The organism is Pseudomonas idahonensis (genome assembly GCF_037903935.1).
In the GTDB taxonomy this organism is placed as follows: Bacteria; Pseudomonadota; Gammaproteobacteria; order Pseudomonadales; family Pseudomonadaceae; genus Aquipseudomonas; species Aquipseudomonas danubii.
In genome coordinates this window covers 59,260-74,118 of sequence record NZ_CP149586.1, presented here as the reverse complement: position 1 = coordinate 74,118, position 14,859 = coordinate 59,260, and the positions used below count along the sequence as shown (strand labels likewise).

At 62.4% G+C, this 14,859-nt stretch carries 15 protein-coding genes; 5 read left to right on the top strand and 10 right to left on the bottom strand.

Annotation, left to right across the window (positions count from 1 at the left end; all coding sequences use genetic code 11):
• Positions 1 to 45: 45 nt before the first annotated feature.
• Positions 46 to 2,184 (bottom strand): catalase HPII, encoded by a 2,139-nt coding sequence (katE, locus tag WIN67_RS00375; protein WP_296415397.1) that lies wholly within the window; start codon positions 2,182 to 2,184, stop codon positions 46 to 48.
• 270 nt (positions 2,185 to 2,454) lie between these two features.
• Here katE and WIN67_RS00370 point away from each other — a divergent pair, with 270 nt between their 5' ends.
• The 3 genes from WIN67_RS00370 to WIN67_RS00360 all read left to right on the top strand — a co-directional run bounded on the left by WIN67_RS00370 (position 2,455) and on the right by WIN67_RS00360 (position 4,973).
• The gene (locus WIN67_RS00370; RefSeq protein WP_102862486.1) at positions 2,455 to 3,462 is read left to right on the top strand and encodes a methionine ABC transporter ATP-binding protein; all 1,008 of its coding nucleotides are present in this window, start codon (positions 2,455 to 2,457) and stop codon (positions 3,460 to 3,462) included.
• The gene (locus WIN67_RS00365; protein ID WP_170001354.1) at positions 3,462 to 4,136 is read left to right on the top strand and encodes a methionine ABC transporter permease; all 675 of its coding nucleotides are present in this window, start codon (positions 3,462 to 3,464) and stop codon (positions 4,134 to 4,136) included. Before WIN67_RS00370 ends, WIN67_RS00365 begins: the two co-directional genes overlap by 1 nt.
• A gap of 63 nt (positions 4,137 to 4,199) precedes the next feature.
• Positions 4,200 to 4,973 carry a MetQ/NlpA family ABC transporter substrate-binding protein gene (locus WIN67_RS00360; protein WP_102862484.1) on the top strand — a complete coding sequence of 258 codons (774 nt, stop codon included), beginning with the start codon at positions 4,200 to 4,202 and terminating at the stop codon, positions 4,971 to 4,973.
• A 251-nt stretch (positions 4,974 to 5,224) separates the two neighbouring features.
• Here the strand turns inward: WIN67_RS00360 and WIN67_RS00355 are convergent, their stop codons facing one another.
• From WIN67_RS00355 to WIN67_RS00335, 5 genes are read right to left on the bottom strand one after another with little or no spacing between them, the layout of a single operon-like run.
• Positions 5,225 to 5,860 carry an SCO family protein gene (locus tag WIN67_RS00355; RefSeq protein ID WP_102862483.1) on the bottom strand — a complete coding sequence of 212 codons (636 nt, stop codon included), beginning with the start codon at positions 5,858 to 5,860 and terminating at the stop codon, positions 5,225 to 5,227.
• Positions 5,857 to 6,759 (bottom strand): heme o synthase, encoded by a 903-nt coding sequence (gene cyoE, locus WIN67_RS00350; protein WP_102862482.1) that lies wholly within the window; start codon positions 6,757 to 6,759, stop codon positions 5,857 to 5,859. Before cyoE ends, WIN67_RS00355 begins: the two co-directional genes overlap by 4 nt.
• Positions 6,747 to 7,826 carry a COX15/CtaA family protein gene (locus WIN67_RS00345; protein WP_102881440.1) on the bottom strand — a complete coding sequence of 360 codons (1,080 nt, stop codon included), beginning with the start codon at positions 7,824 to 7,826 and terminating at the stop codon, positions 6,747 to 6,749. Before WIN67_RS00345 ends, cyoE begins: the two co-directional genes overlap by 13 nt.
• Positions 7,827 to 7,836: 10 nt before the next feature.
• The gene (locus tag WIN67_RS00340) at positions 7,837 to 8,427 is read right to left on the bottom strand and encodes a hypothetical protein (RefSeq protein ID WP_110594123.1); all 591 of its coding nucleotides are present in this window, start codon (positions 8,425 to 8,427) and stop codon (positions 7,837 to 7,839) included.
• Positions 8,393 to 9,133, bottom strand: a complete 741-nt coding sequence (locus WIN67_RS00335) for an SURF1 family protein (RefSeq protein ID WP_306394906.1) — start codon at positions 9,131 to 9,133, stop codon at positions 8,393 to 8,395. The genes WIN67_RS00340 and WIN67_RS00335 overlap by 35 nt, the downstream gene beginning before the upstream one ends.
• A gap of 70 nt (positions 9,134 to 9,203) precedes the next feature.
• On the opposite strand from WIN67_RS00335, the gene WIN67_RS00330 reads away from it, so the two are divergent.
• Complete coding sequence (locus tag WIN67_RS00330; RefSeq protein WP_016967712.1) at positions 9,204 to 9,407, top strand: twin transmembrane helix small protein; 204 nt, start codon at positions 9,204 to 9,206, stop codon at positions 9,405 to 9,407.
• 14 nt (positions 9,408 to 9,421) lie between these two features.
• Here the strand turns inward: WIN67_RS00330 and WIN67_RS00325 are convergent, their stop codons facing one another.
• The 4 genes from WIN67_RS00325 to coxB form a co-directional block, all read right to left on the bottom strand.
• Positions 9,422 to 10,309 carry a cytochrome c oxidase subunit 3 gene (locus tag WIN67_RS00325; protein WP_102881438.1) on the bottom strand — a complete coding sequence of 296 codons (888 nt, stop codon included), beginning with the start codon at positions 10,307 to 10,309 and terminating at the stop codon, positions 9,422 to 9,424.
• A 33-nt stretch (positions 10,310 to 10,342) separates the two neighbouring features.
• Positions 10,343 to 10,900, bottom strand: coding sequence for a cytochrome c oxidase assembly protein (locus WIN67_RS00320; protein ID WP_339070468.1), 558 nt, complete (start codon positions 10,898 to 10,900; stop codon positions 10,343 to 10,345).
• A 99-nt stretch (positions 10,901 to 10,999) separates the two neighbouring features.
• Complete coding sequence (ctaD, locus tag WIN67_RS00315) at positions 11,000 to 12,595, bottom strand: cytochrome c oxidase subunit I (protein ID WP_102881437.1); 1,596 nt, start codon at positions 12,593 to 12,595, stop codon at positions 11,000 to 11,002.
• Positions 12,596 to 12,677: 82 nt separating this feature from the next.
• Entirely contained in the window at positions 12,678 to 13,805 is a 1,128-nt protein-coding gene (gene coxB, locus WIN67_RS00310; protein WP_102862476.1) for a cytochrome c oxidase subunit II, read from the bottom strand.
• A gap of 372 nt (positions 13,806 to 14,177) precedes the next feature.
• On the opposite strand from coxB, the gene WIN67_RS00305 reads away from it, so the two are divergent.
• Positions 14,178 to 14,828, top strand: coding sequence for a hypothetical protein (locus WIN67_RS00305; protein WP_102881436.1), 651 nt, complete (start codon positions 14,178 to 14,180; stop codon positions 14,826 to 14,828).
• The last annotated feature ends 31 nt before the right edge of the window (positions 14,829 to 14,859 follow it).

Below are 14,859 nucleotides of genomic sequence, written 5' to 3'. Positions count from 1 at the left end.
GCAAGCCGGCTCCTACCGGGAGCGGGCTGGTCGGCGAAAGTTTGTTCAGGCCGGGATTGCCTTGGCCTTTTCCTCTCGATCCCAGACCCGATGCTGCCCAATGGCGGCAAAGAACGCTTTGAGTGCCTTGGCATCTCCTCCAACGATCAAGCCCTTGTCCGCTTCCAGCTTGAGCACCGCCAGCAGCTCCCGGGCTTCGCCGTGCAAGGCGATGGCCTTGAGATGTTTGTAGGCCTCCAACAGGTAATGCAGCGCCACACCATTGCCGCTCAGGGTCTTGATCGACTGCGCGCCGCCCGGCACGAACACCGCGTCGAACGCCACTGACGGCAGGCCTTCCATGGAAGCATCCACCGACAGGCGCTTGCCATCCGCGCTGGTAACCGGTGCCGAGCTCGGCCCCAACAGCTTGGCGTGCGCCCCTTCAGCCTTGAGAGCCTTCTTCAACGCGTCAATCGCTGCACCATCAACGCCGTTGGCCGCTAGAATCGCCACTTTCCGCGTTTTGATATGACCCGGCAGCAGGTTCGCCTGGCTCAGGGCTGGCGAGCGTGTCAGCGACGTCTTGCGCTCAGCCACAGTGGCCTTCTTCGGCGCCGCCAGGCCCAGGTTCTCGGCCACACGAGCGGCCAGGTGCAGATCGATGTTGGCGAGAATTTCGTTTACCTGCCGCTCACGGATCCACTGCCGCTCGACCTTGCCCAGCTCGAAGCTGTAGGCCGCGATGATGTGTTCCTGCTCGTGCTTGCTCATGCTGTTGAAGAACAGCCGTGCCTGGGAGAAATGATCGCCGAACGACTCGCTGCGCTGGCGGATCTTGTGGGCATCGATGCGCTCGTTATAACTCTCGAAACCACCATCCTGGGCCGCCGGCGGGGTTTCTTTCGGCCAGCCCCCATCAATGGAGTTCGGCTCGTAGGCAGCCCGCCCCCTGTCGATGGTGCTGCGGTGCATGGCGTCGCGCTGACCATTGTGCAAAGGGGTCAGCGGTCGGTTGATGGGCAGCTCATGAAAGTTCGGCCCACCCAGGCGACTGATCTGCGTATCGGTGTAGGAAAACAGCCGCCCTTGCAGCAACGGGTCGTTGGAGAAATCGATCCCCGGCACGATGTGCCCCGGGCAGAAGGCGACCTGCTCGGTTTCGGCAAAATAATTGTCGGGGTTGCGGTTGAGCACCATCTTGCCCAGGGGCGTGATCGGCACCAGTTCCTCGGGGATCAGCTTGGTGGGGTCGAGAATGTCGAAGTCGAAATTGTGTTCGTCTTCTTCGGCGATGATCTGCACGCCGAACTCCCACTCCGGGTAATCCCCGGCTTCGATGGAGTCCCACAGGTCACGGCGATGGAAGTCGGTGTCCTTGCCGGCGAGCTTCTGCGCCTCGTCCCAGACCAGGGAACAGGTGCCCACCGTCGGCCGCCAGTGAAACTTGACGAAGCTTGCGCGCCCCTCGGCGTTGATCAGACGGAAGGTGTGCACACCAAAGCCCTGCATGCTGCGCAGGCTTTTCGGAATGGCCCGGTCGGACATGGCCCAGATCACCATGTGCGCCGACTCCGGCTGCAGGGATACGAAGTCCCAGAAGGTGTCGTGGGCCGAGCCGCCGGTGGGGATTTCGTTATGCGGCTCGGGTTTCACCGCGTGCACGAAGTCGGGGAACTTGATCGCGTCCTGAATGAAGAACACCGGCATGTTGTTGCCCACCAGATCGAAGTTGCCCTCGTCGGTGAAGAACTTCACCGCAAAACCCCGGACATCACGCACGGTATCGCCGGAGCCTCTTGGCCCCTGGACCGTGGAAAAGCGCACGAACACCGGAGTCTTTTTCCCCGGGTCACGCAGGAAACCAGCCTTGGTCAGGGCCGAATGATTGTCGTAGCTCTGGAAGTAGCCATGGGCACCAACGCCCCGGGCGTGGACGATGCGCTCGGGAATCCGCTCATGGTCGAAGTGGGTGATCTTCTCCCGCATGATGAAGTCTTCCAGCAGCGAAGGACCACGAGCGCCCGCCTTGAGGCTGTTCTGGTTGTCAGCGACCTTCACCCCCTGATTGGTCCGCAGGGCCTGGCCCGTGGCGTCGGAGCGGAACGGCTCCAGGCTCTGCAACTTGGTGTTGCTGTTGCCCCGGTCCAGGGTATCGGTCCCGGCCATCTGGCTTTTCGGGGCATTGGGCTTTTTCGTACTCATCAGACAAAAACTCCTCGTTGGCGAAGTCCCTGGCGCGCCGGGGCTTCGTGAACACAGGCCCGCAGGCACGGCACCTGGGGCTTTTCGAGTGGCTTAAGTAGTGACTGACGAGAAACCGCGAGCGTTCCTTTTTTATGACCTTTGATCGCGTTATTGCCAAATGGCAGGATGATTGCGAAATAAATGCTAAGAACCTCTATACGGACAGGCTAAAATGCGCGCCCGGCTAACCGCTGATCCTTTTCTAACGCGCCCCACAAGGTTCGCTACGTGATCGAGTTTCAAAACGTCCATAAAACCTACCGGGTCGCCGGTAAGGATATTCCCGCCCTGCACCCGACCAGTCTTCGGGTCGAGAATGGTCAGGTGTTCGGCCTGATCGGTCATTCCGGCGCGGGCAAAAGCACGCTGCTGCGCCTGATCAACCGCCTGGAAAACCCCAGCGGCGGCACGATCATCGTCGACGGTGAAGAAGTCACCGCGCTGGACGCCAACGGCCTGCGCCGCTTCCGCCAACAGGTCGGGATGATCTTCCAGCACTTCAATCTGCTGTCCTCCAAGACTGTGGCTGACAACGTCGCCTTGCCCCTGACCCTGGCCGGCGAGCTGTCGCGCAGCGACATCGAACGCCGTGTGGCTGAGTTGCTGGAGCGGGTCGGCCTGTCCGACCACGCCAAGAAATACCCGGCACAACTGTCCGGCGGCCAGAAGCAGCGCGTCGGCATCGCCCGCGCCCTGGCCACCAAGCCGAAGATCCTGCTGTGCGACGAAGCCACCAGCGCCCTCGATCCGCAGACCACGGCCTCGGTCCTGCAACTGCTGGCCGAGATCAATCGCGAGCTGAACCTGACCATCGTTCTGATCACCCACGAAATGGACGTAATCCGTCGCGTCTGTGACCAAGTGGCGGTCATGGACGCCGGCCAGATCGTCGAACAGGGCTCGGTGGCCGAGGTGTTCCTGCACCCCAAGCACCCGACCACCAAACGCTTCGTCCAGGAAGACGAGCAGATCGACGAGAACGAGCAACGCGACGACTTCGCCCACGTCCCGGGGCGTATCGTGCGCCTGACTTTCCAGGGCGATTCCACCTACGCACCGCTGCTGGGCACTGTGGCCCGGGAGACCGGGGTCGACTACAGCATCCTCGCCGGACGCATCGACCGCATCAAAGACACCCCTTACGGGCAACTGACCCTGGCCATCACCGGCGGTGACATGGAAGCGGCCTTCGCCCGCTTCACCGCGGCGGATGTCCACATGGAGGTGCTGCGCTAATGAGCGGCTTACTGCATTACTTCGACAACGTTGACTGGGCCGATATCGGAGTGGCGGCCAGCGACACCATGGTCATGCTCAGCACGTCCCTGGTATTCACCGTACTGGTCGGCCTGCCGCTGGGGGTCTTGCTGTTCCTGTGCAGCCCAAGGCAGTTGCTGGAACAGAAAAATGTCTATTCGATCCTGGGCTTTGTGGTCAACGCCATCCGCTCGCTGCCGTTCATCATCCTGCTGATCGTGATGATTCCGACCACTATCCTCATCACGGGCACCTCCCTGGGTGTGGCGGGCGCCATCCCTCCGCTGGTGGTGGGCGCTTCCACCTTCTTCGCGCGCTTGGTAGAAACCGCTCTGCGTGAAGTGGATCGCGGCATTATCGAGGCCACCCAGGCCATGGGCGCCACGACCCGGCAGATCATCATGAACGCCCTGCTGCCCGAGGCCTGCCCCGGTATCATCGCGGCGATCACGGTCACCGCCATCGCCCTGGTCGGCTACACCGCCATGGCCGGTGTCGTGGGCGCAGGCGGCCTCGGTGACCTGGCCATTCGTTATGGTTACCAGCGTTTCCAGGACGATGTGATGGTGGTGACCGTGGTGATGCTGATTGTGTTGGTTCAGGTTCTGCAAACCGTTGGCGATAAGCTGGTGGTGCACTTTTCCCGCAAATAATTGCAATCGCCGGCCCCGGCCGGCAGGCGCCCGGGGTCGGGCGACTTACAAGGAGCTTGTTCGATGAAAAAACTACTCGTCGCTTTCGCAGCCGTTGCCGCGTTCTCCGCGCACGCCGCCGAAACCCTGACCGTGGCCGCCACACCGGTGCCCCACGCCGAGATCCTGGAATTCGTCAAACCGGCCCTGGCCAAAGAAGGCGTGGACCTGAAGGTCAAGGTCTTCACCGACTACGTGCAGCCCAACGTGCAAGTGGCCGAAAAACGCCTGGACGCCAACTTCTTCCAGCACCAGCCATACCTGGATGAGTTCAACAAGGCCAAGGGCACCAAGCTGGTGAGCGTGGCCGGCGTGCACCTGGAACCCCTGGGCGCCTACTCCAGCAAATACAAGCAACTCTCCGAATTGCCAGGCGGCGCCACCGTGGTGATCCCCAACGACGCCACCAACGGCGGTCGCGCCCTGTTGCTGCTGGACAAGGCCGGCCTGATCAAGCTCAAGGATTCCAACAACATCCTGGCCACCATCAAGGACATCACCGAGAACTCCAAGGACCTGAAGTTCCGCGAACTGGAAGCCGCCACCATCCCCCGCGTGCTGACTCAGGTCGACCTGGCCCTGATCAACACCAACTACGCCCTGCAGGCCAAGCTGGACCCTTCCAAGGATGCCCTGGTGATCGAAGGCAAGGATTCGCCTTACGTGAACATCCTGGTCGCCCGTCCTGACGACAAGGACTCGGACGCCATGAAGAAACTGGTCGCCGCCCTGCACAGCCCAGAAGTGAAGCAATTCATTCTCGAGAAGTACAAAGGCGCCGTACTGCCAGCGTTCTGATCGGTTGCAGAAATACAAACGGGGCGCCTTGGGCGCCCCGTTTTGTTTGTAACCGCTGCCGAAGGCTGCGATAAGGCGCAAAGCGCCTTCCGAGGGCCTCAAGCACGCGTCCTCTTCGAGGCCGATCGCAGCCTGCGGCAGCGGCAGCGGCAGCGGCTACAGGGTTCAGCGGTTCAGCGGTTCAGCGGTTCAGCGGTTCAGCGGTTCAGCGGTTCAGCGGTTCAGCGGTTCAGCGGTTCAAGCATGCCGCGTTATTGGCGCTGCAACATCACCGGCAACTGGGCCACCAGCTTCTGGTTGTTCAACGGTGCGCGGATAAAGCCACGCTGGTGGCCGTCCGGACCGATCACCGCGAGGTTGCCGCTGTGGTCCACGGTGTAGTTGGGCTTGCTGGTGTCCGCCGGAATGAAGGGAATGCTCACCGCGTTGGCCAGCTTCTGCAGGTCTTCCACCGAGGCGGCGGTCAGGCCCTTGAAGTCCTTGTCGAAGTAGCCCAGGTACTGCTTGAGCTGCTGCGGCGTATCGCGGTTGGGGTCGACGCTGACCAGAATCACCTGCAGCTTGTCCACCGCCTCCTTGGGCAGCTCACTCTTGATCTGCCGCAGTTGGGCCAGGGTGGTGGGGCAGATGTCCGGGCAGAAGGTGTAGCCGAAGAACAGCAGCGACCACTTGCCCTTCAACTCATCGATCACCACGGGCTGGCCGTCCTGGTCGAGCATCTTCACCGCAGGCAGCGTACGGCTCTGGGGCAGGAGGATGATGCCGGCGTCGATCAATGCGGTGGGATCGCCCTGACCCTTGCCGGACAGTACTTTGTTGACGGTCAGCCCCAGGATAAGGGCCACCAGCGCAACGAGAATAAAGACGGTTTTCTGAGTTCGAGTCATAGGTTCAACAATAGGTAGTGGTCTACGAGCAGGGCGATGAACAGCAGGAACAAGTAATAAATAGAGTACTTGAAGGTGTTGATCGCCGCGTGCGGCCGAGTGCCACGGTACAGCACCCAGGCCCATTGCAGGAAGCGCCCGCCCAGAAGCAAAGCGCACACCAGGTACAGCACGCCGCTCATGTGGATGGCATAGGGCAGCAGGCTCACCGCCAGCAGGGCAAAGGTATAGAGCAGGATGTGCACCTTGGTGTAGTGCTCACCGTGGGTCACCGGCAGCATCGGGATATCGGCCTTGGCGTATTCCTCCTTGCGATGGATGGCCAGGGCCCAGAAGTGCGGCGGGGTCCAGGCGAAAATGATCAGCACCAGCAGCAGCGGCTCGGCGCTCAAGTGCCCGGTAGCAGCAACCCAGCCCAGCAGCGGCGGCGCCGCACCGGCCAGCCCGCCGATCACGATGTTCTGCGGCGTCGCGCGTTTCAGAAAGCCGGTGTAGACCACCGCGTAGCCCAGCAAGGACGCCAGGGTCAGCCAGGCCGTGAGCGGATTGGTGAACGCCAGCAGCAGCGCTTGCCCGGCCAACGCGAGGCACAGGGCGAACGCCAAGGCCGCCCGGGGTGAAACCCGGCCTTGGGCCAGGGGCCGTTTGTGGGTCCGGGCCATCAGCGCGTCGATGCGTCGATCCACCACATGGTTCACCGCCGCCGCGCCACCCGCACACAGGGCAATGCCCAGGTTGCCGAACACCAGCACCGTCCACGGCACCCCCGCGCGGGTGGCGAGGAACATGCCCACCAGGGAGGTGATCAGCATCAGCACCACCACCTTGGGTTTGGTCAGTTCCAGGTAATCGCGCCAGATGGCCTGGGGATGCTGACGTTCGCTGATCAGAGTCGCCATGGCATCTCTCCTTTGATGGTGATGGGGCCCGCCATCTGTTTGCGCGGGCTGAGGCGCCAGCCCAGGGGCAGGCGATCCCGGGCCTGCACCAGGCTGGTACGGGCGTGATAGTTGACCAGCACCAGGGTCAGCAACAGCGCCGCGCCCCCGGCGTTGTGCGCCACCGCCACCGGCAGGGGCAAATGGAACAGCACGTTGCTGATGCCCAGGCTGACCTGCGCCGCCAGCGCCACCAGCACCAGCCCGGCCAGGCGGGTCATGCCGGTTTGCCGGAGTTGCCAGGCCAGCCCCAGCAACACCAGGGTCACCAGCACCGCGCCCACTCGGTGGGTCATGTGGATGGCGGTGCGGGCGTCACTGTCCAATTGTCCGCCCAGGTAGTTGGGGCCGATGTGCTGGGTCAGGTGAAAGCCGTTGGCGAAATCCATGTTCGGCCACCACTGGCCATGGCAGGTGGGCAGGTCGATGCAGGCCACGGCGGCGTAGTTGGAGCTGACCCAGCCGCCCAGGGCGATCTGCCCGATCACCAGCACCAGCCCGGCCGTTGCCCAGTACTGCAGGCGCCGCGGCACAATCAGCGCCGGCAGCACGCCGGACAAGCGCAAGGTCAGCAGGAACAGGAGGCTCAAGGTGGCAAAGCCCCCCAACAGGTGCGCGGTGACCACTTGCGGCCAGAGCTTGAGGGTGACCGTCCACATGCCGAAGGCCGCCTGGGCAAACACCACCACCATCAGGAACAGCGGCAGCTTCAGGGGCTGCCCGGGATGCCGGCGATGGGTCCAGGCGCGGGCCGCCAGCAGCACGATCAACAGCCCCAGGGTGCCGGCGAAATAGCGGTGGATCATCTCGTTCCAGCCCTTGTGGGCTTCCACCGGGGTGTCGGGAAAATGCAGTTCGGCATGGGCCAGTTGGGCTTCGCTGTTCGGCACGCTGATAAAACCGTAGCAGCCGGGCCAGTCCGGGCAGCCCAGGCCCGCGTGTGTCAGCCGGGTGTAGGCGCCCAGCAGCACCACGATCAGAGCCAGCAAAGTGGCAAACAACGCGAGGCGAAATCCAGGTTTGGCCATGACGATGCCCTTATCCGATATTCGACAGTTTCAGCAGGTGCCGCAGGTCGTTGAGCAGGTCCTTGCCCTTGACCCGAGCGTCGTAGCGCAACACCAGATTGCTGTGGGGATCGACGATCCACAGCTGCGGCGCGTCCTTGTCGTTGACGCCTTTGGCATAGGTCACCAGGTCCAGGGGGTAGCGTTGCAACTGCGGGTACTCGCGCTGCAGCCTGGCTTGGTATTCGGCGCTCAGCGGCTGGGCGCTGGCCAGGGCATGGCTGGCCCGCGAAGCATCGCGGCCCAGGGCCACCTGAATCTGCCGCGCCAGGTACACCAATTGCTGGCAATCGGCATCGCACGCCTTGGGGGCCGTGACCAGAATCTGCCAGCGAGCCTCCTCGGACTGCACGCCGATCTGCGCCCGGGTCTGGCCATTGCCAATCAGCTCACCGTGATAGCTGCGGCTTTCCGGCACCCAGAACTGCAGCTTGTACATGCCGGTGGCGAGGATCATCGGACCGATCACCATCAGCAGGATCAGGATCAGTTGCCAACGGCCGCGGCGCCGGTTGGGCACCTGGGCGTCAGAGATGTTGGGTGGATTCATGGCCGTTCCCATGGCGGTTCTCCCGTGCGTTGTGCCAGCCGAAATAGAGATAGAGGAGCAGCAGGGCCAGGGCCATGGCGAACCACTGCACGGCATAGCCCAGGTGTTTTTCCGGCCCCATGGCCACCACCGGCCACGCGGTCAGGTAGGCGCCAGCACCGGACTCCTGACGCACTTCATGGTTGAAGCCGCTGCGGCCAAGCTCGGCCCAGAGAGCCTCCGGGTTCACGGCGGTGATCAACCGTGGCCAGCGCGCAGCCGCCGGGTCGGCCTGCAGTTGGAACGCTGCGCCCGGAGAAACGTAGACCCAGGCATCCAGACTCAGGCTCTGCTCCGGGGTGCTGAATGCCGCAGGCGTGCGCCGATCCGGCCAGGGCAGCCAGCCACGATTGACCAGCAACCAGCGCCCGCTGGCCTGATCGAGGAAGGGTTGCAGCAGCTCGACCCCGACCTTGCCGTCGTGCAGGCGGTTGTCCAGCAGCAGGCTGTGCTCGGCATCGAAATGACCGTGCAGGCGCACCCGGCGAAAGGCCGGGTCTTCGACCGCCAGCAACTCGAACAGCGACACCGGCTCGGCCGCGCGGCGCTCGGCGTAGCTGGTCAGCAATTGGCGCTTCTGCTCGCCACGGCTCAGTTGCCAGAAGCCCAGGGAAACCAGCGCAGGCAGCAACAACAGCACCACCAGGGTCGGCACGACTCCCGGCCGGAAGCCTTTCATGACCGGCCCGCAAGGCTGAGAAATCCACTCGCTATACTGCTGTACATCGCGTTTCCCCCGGAGTCCCACCATGCTCAAAGCAGCCATCGTCCTGATGCTGATTGCCACGGTTATCAGCCTGTTCAGCGGCCTGTTCTTTCTGGTCAAGGACGACAGCCAATCCAAACGCCTGGTGACCGCCTTGAGTATTCGGGTATGCCTGGCCGCAATCACCGTGGGCTTGATCGCCTGGGGTTTCTTCAGCGGCCAGCTGGTGTCCCACGCGCCCTGGTAGGGCGCAGCAGGCCCTCAGAGCACGTAGACAAAAACGAACAGGCCGATCCACACCACATCGACGAAGTGCCAGTACCAGCTGGCCGCTTCAAAGCCGAACTGATGTTCGGCGTCGAAATGCCCACGCATGACACGCATCAGCATCACGAACAGGATCAAGGTGCCGATGGTCACGTGGGCGCCGTGGAAACCGGTGAGCATGAAGAAGGTGGCGCCGTAGATCCCCGAGCCCAGCGTCAGGCCCAGCTCGCGATAGGCGTGGATGTACTCTTCGGCCTGGAAGCCGAGGAAGGCGCAACCCAGCAGCACGGTCAGCGCCAACCAGATCTTCAGCGCTCCACGATGGCCTTTCTTCAGGGCATGGTGGGCGATGGTCACGGTGACACTGGAACTGACCAGCAGCACGGTGTTGAGCAGCGGCAAGCCCCAGGGGCTGATGGTGCCCGTGGGCGATGGAAAGAGTTTCGGATCGGGGTTGTTGAGCAGGGGCCAGACGAACTCGAAGTTCGGCCAAAGCATATGGGCGATGCCCTTGTTCCCCTCACCGCCGAGCCAGGGCCCGGACAGGTGTCGCACATAGAACAACGCGCCGAAGAAGGCCAGGAAGAACATCACTTCGGAAAAGATGAACCAGCTCATGCCCCAGCGGAACGAGCGGTCGAGCTGAGCACTGTACAAGCCGGCGCGGCTTTCCTTGATCACCGCGCCAAACCAGCCGAACAGCATGTAGGCCAGCAGCAGGCTACCGACGAAAAAGATCAGCGGGCCATGGGATTCCGGGCGCGCCGCCTTGAGGTCGTTGAACCAGGTCGCCAGGCCGAACACGGTGACGAACATGCCCACCGTCGCAATGATCGGCCACTTGCTCTGGGCAGGAACGTAATAGTGCTCATGAGTCGCCATGGGTTGTTCTCCTTATCGGGCACGCCAGATCGTCTATCCACCGGTCTTGGCGGCAACCGCCACCGGTGGATGACGCGCGGTGATATCGAACAGCGTGTAAGCCAGCGTCAGGTGCTTCACATCCTTGGGCATGTCGCGGTCAACGATGAAACGCACCGGCATCTCGATCTTCTCCCCGGGCTGCAGCACCTGCTGGGTAAAGCAGAAGCACTCGGTCTTGTGGAAATACATGGCCGCGCTGCTGGGGGAGATGCTCGGGATGGCCTGGGCGCTCATCGGGTGATCGCTGGGGTTGCGGGCGATGAAGACCACCTCGTTCACCGCCCCCGGATGGACCACGATGTCATCGGACTTGGGATAGAACTCCCAGACCATGTCGATGGCGTTGGTGGACAGGAACTGCACCCGCACCTGGCGCGAAGCGTCGATCTGCTGCCCCTGGTCCGCGTACTGCCCGCCGGTCTTGCCATTGATGCCCAAGGCCTTGCACATCACGTCGTAGATCGGCACCAGGGCAAAACCGAAAACGAACATCGCCGCCACCACCAGCAACAGGCGGGTCACCAGCTTCTTCAGCGAGATCTCGGCCATCTCAACGTCCTCCCGAACCTGTAGGAGCCGGCTTGCCGACGAACCGGGCACCAGGTTCTGGCGCCTTCGCGAGCAAGCTCGCTCCTACAACACAGCTGTTCATTTCACTTCCGGTGGCGTGACGAAGGTGTGGTACGGCGCCGGCGATGGAATGCTCCACTCCAGCCCTTCGGCCCCTTCCCACGGCTTGGCCGGGGCCGGTTTGCCACCGCGAATGCACTTGATGACGATGAACAGGAAGAAGATCTGCGTCGCGCCGAAGGTGAAGGCGCCGATGGAGGACACCATGTTGAAGTCGGCGAACTGCAGGTTGTAGTCCGGAATCCGCCGCGGCATGCCCGCCAGACCCACAAAGTGCATAGGGAAGAAGGCCATGTTCATGCCGACGAAGGACAGCCAGAAGTGCAGCTTGCCCAGGGTTTCGTCGTACATGTACCCGGTCCACTTGGGCAACCAGTAATAGGCCGAGGCGAAGATCCCGAAGATCGCCCCCGGCACCAGCACGTAGTGGAAATGCGCCACCACGAAGTAGGTGTCCTGGTACTGGAAGTCCGCCGGGGCGATGGCCAGCATCAACCCGGAAAAGCCGCCAATGGTGAACAGAATGACAAAGGCCACGGCGAACAGCATCGGCGTCTCGAACGTCAGCGCGCCCTGCCACATGGTGCTCACCCAGTTGAACACCTTGACCCCGGTGGGCACGGCAATCAGCAGGGTGGCGTACATGAAGAACAGTTCGCCCACCAGCGGGATGCCCACCACGAACATGTGGTGCGCCCAGACGATGAACGACAGGAAGGCAATGGCTCCGGTGGCATAGACCATCGAGGTGTAGCCGAACAGCGGCTTGCGGCTGAAGGTGGGGATGATCGAGCTGACGGCGCCGAAGGCCGGCAGGATCATGATGTACACCTCGGGGTGACCGAAGAACCAGAACACGTGCTGGAACAAGACCGGGTCGCCGCCGCCGGCGGCACTGAAGAAGCTGGTGCCGAAGTGAATATCCATCAGCATCATGGTCACGCAACCGGCCAGCACCGGCATCACTGCGATCAGCAGGAAGGCGGTGATCAGCCAGGTCCAGACGAACAGCGGCATCTTCATCAGGGTCATGCCCGGGGCACGCAGGTTGAGGATGGTGGCGATCACGTTGATCGCCCCCATGATCGAACTGATACCCATCAGGTGGATGGCGAAAATGAAGAAGGTCACGCTTTCCGGGGCGTAGGTGGTGGACAGCGGGGCGTAGAAGGTCCAGCCGAAGTTCGGCCCGCCGCCGGGCATGAATAACGTCGAAACCAGCATCAGGAAGGCCGCCGGCAACAGCCAGAAGCTGAAGTTGTTCATCCGCGGCAGGGCCATGTCCGGGGCGCCGATCATCAGCGGAATCATCCAGTTGGCCAGGCCGACGAAAGCCGGCATCACCGCGCCGAAGACCATCACCAGGCCATGCATGGTGGTCATCTGGTTGAAGAACGCCGGCTCGACGATCTGCAGCCCGGGCTGGAACAGCTCGGCGCGGATCACCATGGCGAAGGAGCCGCCCAGCAGGAACATCGCGAAGCTGAACCACAGGTACAGGGTGCCGATGTCCTTGTGGTTGGTGGTCAGTACCCAGCGCATCAGGCCCTTGGCGGGACCATGGGCGTGGTCATCATGGCCGGCGTGGCCGTGGTCATCGATCACTGCACTCATGCCCTGTCTCCTGCAAACGGGTGGGCTGGACGCTCAGGGACACTGCACCCCGAGCGGTTGCGGAAATACCCAATAAGCCGGCTCATTTGCTTTCCGCCTGTTTCAGCGCCAGCACTTCTTTTGGCGTGACCATGTCGCCCTTGTTGTTGCCCCAGGCGTTGCGCTCGTAAGTGACGACGGCGGCGATGTCGACTTCCGACAACTGCTTGCCGAAGGCCGCCATGGCAGTCCCCGGTTTGCCGTGAAGGACGATATTCAAGTGATCGCCCTTGGGCCCGGTGGCGATCTTCGAGCCCTTGAGGGCCGGGAACATCGGCGGCAGGCCCTGGCCTTCCGCCTGGTGACAGGCGACGCAAGCGGTGTGGTAGACCTTATCGCCACGGGCCACCAGCTCATCGAGGGTCCATTCCTTGCTGGTCAGCTCCTTGAGCTTGGCGGCCTCGGCCTTGCGCTCGCCCATCCAGGTGTCGTAGTCGGCCTGGCTCTTGACCTCCACCACGATCGGCATGAAGCCGTGGTCCTTGCCGCACAGCTCGGCGCACTGGCCACGGTAGATACCGGGCTTGTCGACCCGGGTCCAGGCTTCGTTGACGAACCCCGGGATGGCGTCACGCTTGACCGCAAAGGCCGGCACCCACCAGGAGTGGATCACGTCGGCGGCGGTCACCAGGAAGCGCACCTTGGCCCCCACCGGCAGCACCAGGGGCTGGTCGACTTCCAGCAGGTAGTGCTCGCCCTTGACGCTCTTGTTGTGGATCTGCTCGGCGGGGGTGGCCAGGTTGCTGAAAAACTCCACATCCTGGCCGAGGTATTTGTAGTGCCACTTCCACTGGTAGCCGGTGATCTGGATGTCCACGTCCGGCTCGCTGGTGTCGTACATCTTGATCAGGGTCGCCGTCGCCGGGACGGCCATGGCCACCAGGATCAGGAAGGGGATGATGGTCCAGAGGATTTCCACGGTGGTGCTTTCGTGGAACCGGGCCGGGACCTGGCCCGTGGAGCGGCGGTGAACGATCATTGACCAGAACATCGCGCCGAAGACGATGACGCCGATCACCACACAGATCCAGAAGATGGTCATGTGCAGGTCGAATACCGCGTGGCTTATCTCGGTAGCCCCAGGCGTCATATTCACCGTCCAGGCGGCTTGCGCCTGGCTGAATATCGACAACAACAGGAGGCCCATCCAGACATGTGGATGTCGCATCATTGCGGGTTCCCCTTATCGTTCTTGTTATCCCGCCGGCTTAACACCTGCGGCAAGGGAGCGGCTGCCTAGACTACGAACTTAAACCGGCCGGGCCTCGCTGCATTTGCAGTCGGGCGTCATCAGCTAACTTCATACAATGGCGAGTATAGACAGCGACTCTGACCTCGCAACGCGAGGGCGTAAATCAGCTGAAACACTGGAAAGGAGGTTTGCAGGCCACGGCACAAAAGGGATCGAGTGCCCGGGATGGCAGAACGATATAACCCCGCTGTCTAAGCATGAAATAATTATGACAAATGCGTCTTAAGCATTTTCGTAAGCAGGCTAACTTATGTTCTCCCTATTCAATTGCCCTTGTTCCCTGGAGTTTTCATGAACACCGCCGCATTGCGCGAGCAGATCCAACTGGCCCGGCAACACGAAGCCAGCACAGGCCTTCTGACCCGTCAGTTGGAAACGCAACTGCCTCACCTGCACCCTGCCATCCAGCTGCCCGAAGTCGACGCCAAGGACGTCATGACCCGTTTCGTCAGCGCCTACATCGATCAGGTTCCGGACCTGCTGGACGCCGCCAATGCGGTGGCCCGTGAAGCCGGCATCGAATCGCAGATCAAGCCTGTACTGAAGATCGCCGAGCAATTCTTCCTCCAGCCGCCGGCCATCATGGACGGCCACGTCGGCCTCGACAGCCTGCTGGACGAAGCCTACCTGGCACTGCGCCTGGTGGAAGAGGTCAACGATCTGTACATCAAGCACTTCGGCCGTCCACTGATCCCCCTGGACATGACGGTCGCCAACCTCATCGCCCACCAACTGATCGGTGAAACCTTCGCCAACCAGCTGGACGAAGCGGTACACCACGCGGTCGACGCCATGCTCGACGAAGAAAGCTTCGCCCTGGAATCAGTGGAAGCCTACCGCGACAAACTCAACAGCCCGGACACCGAGGCCGCCTGGAAACGCTGGCCCTGCCTGTCACGCCAGCTGGGCGTGGAGCTAGAGCTCGACCAGCCCGCCGCCTGAACCCACTCCTCGCCAGCAAGGCTCGCAACGA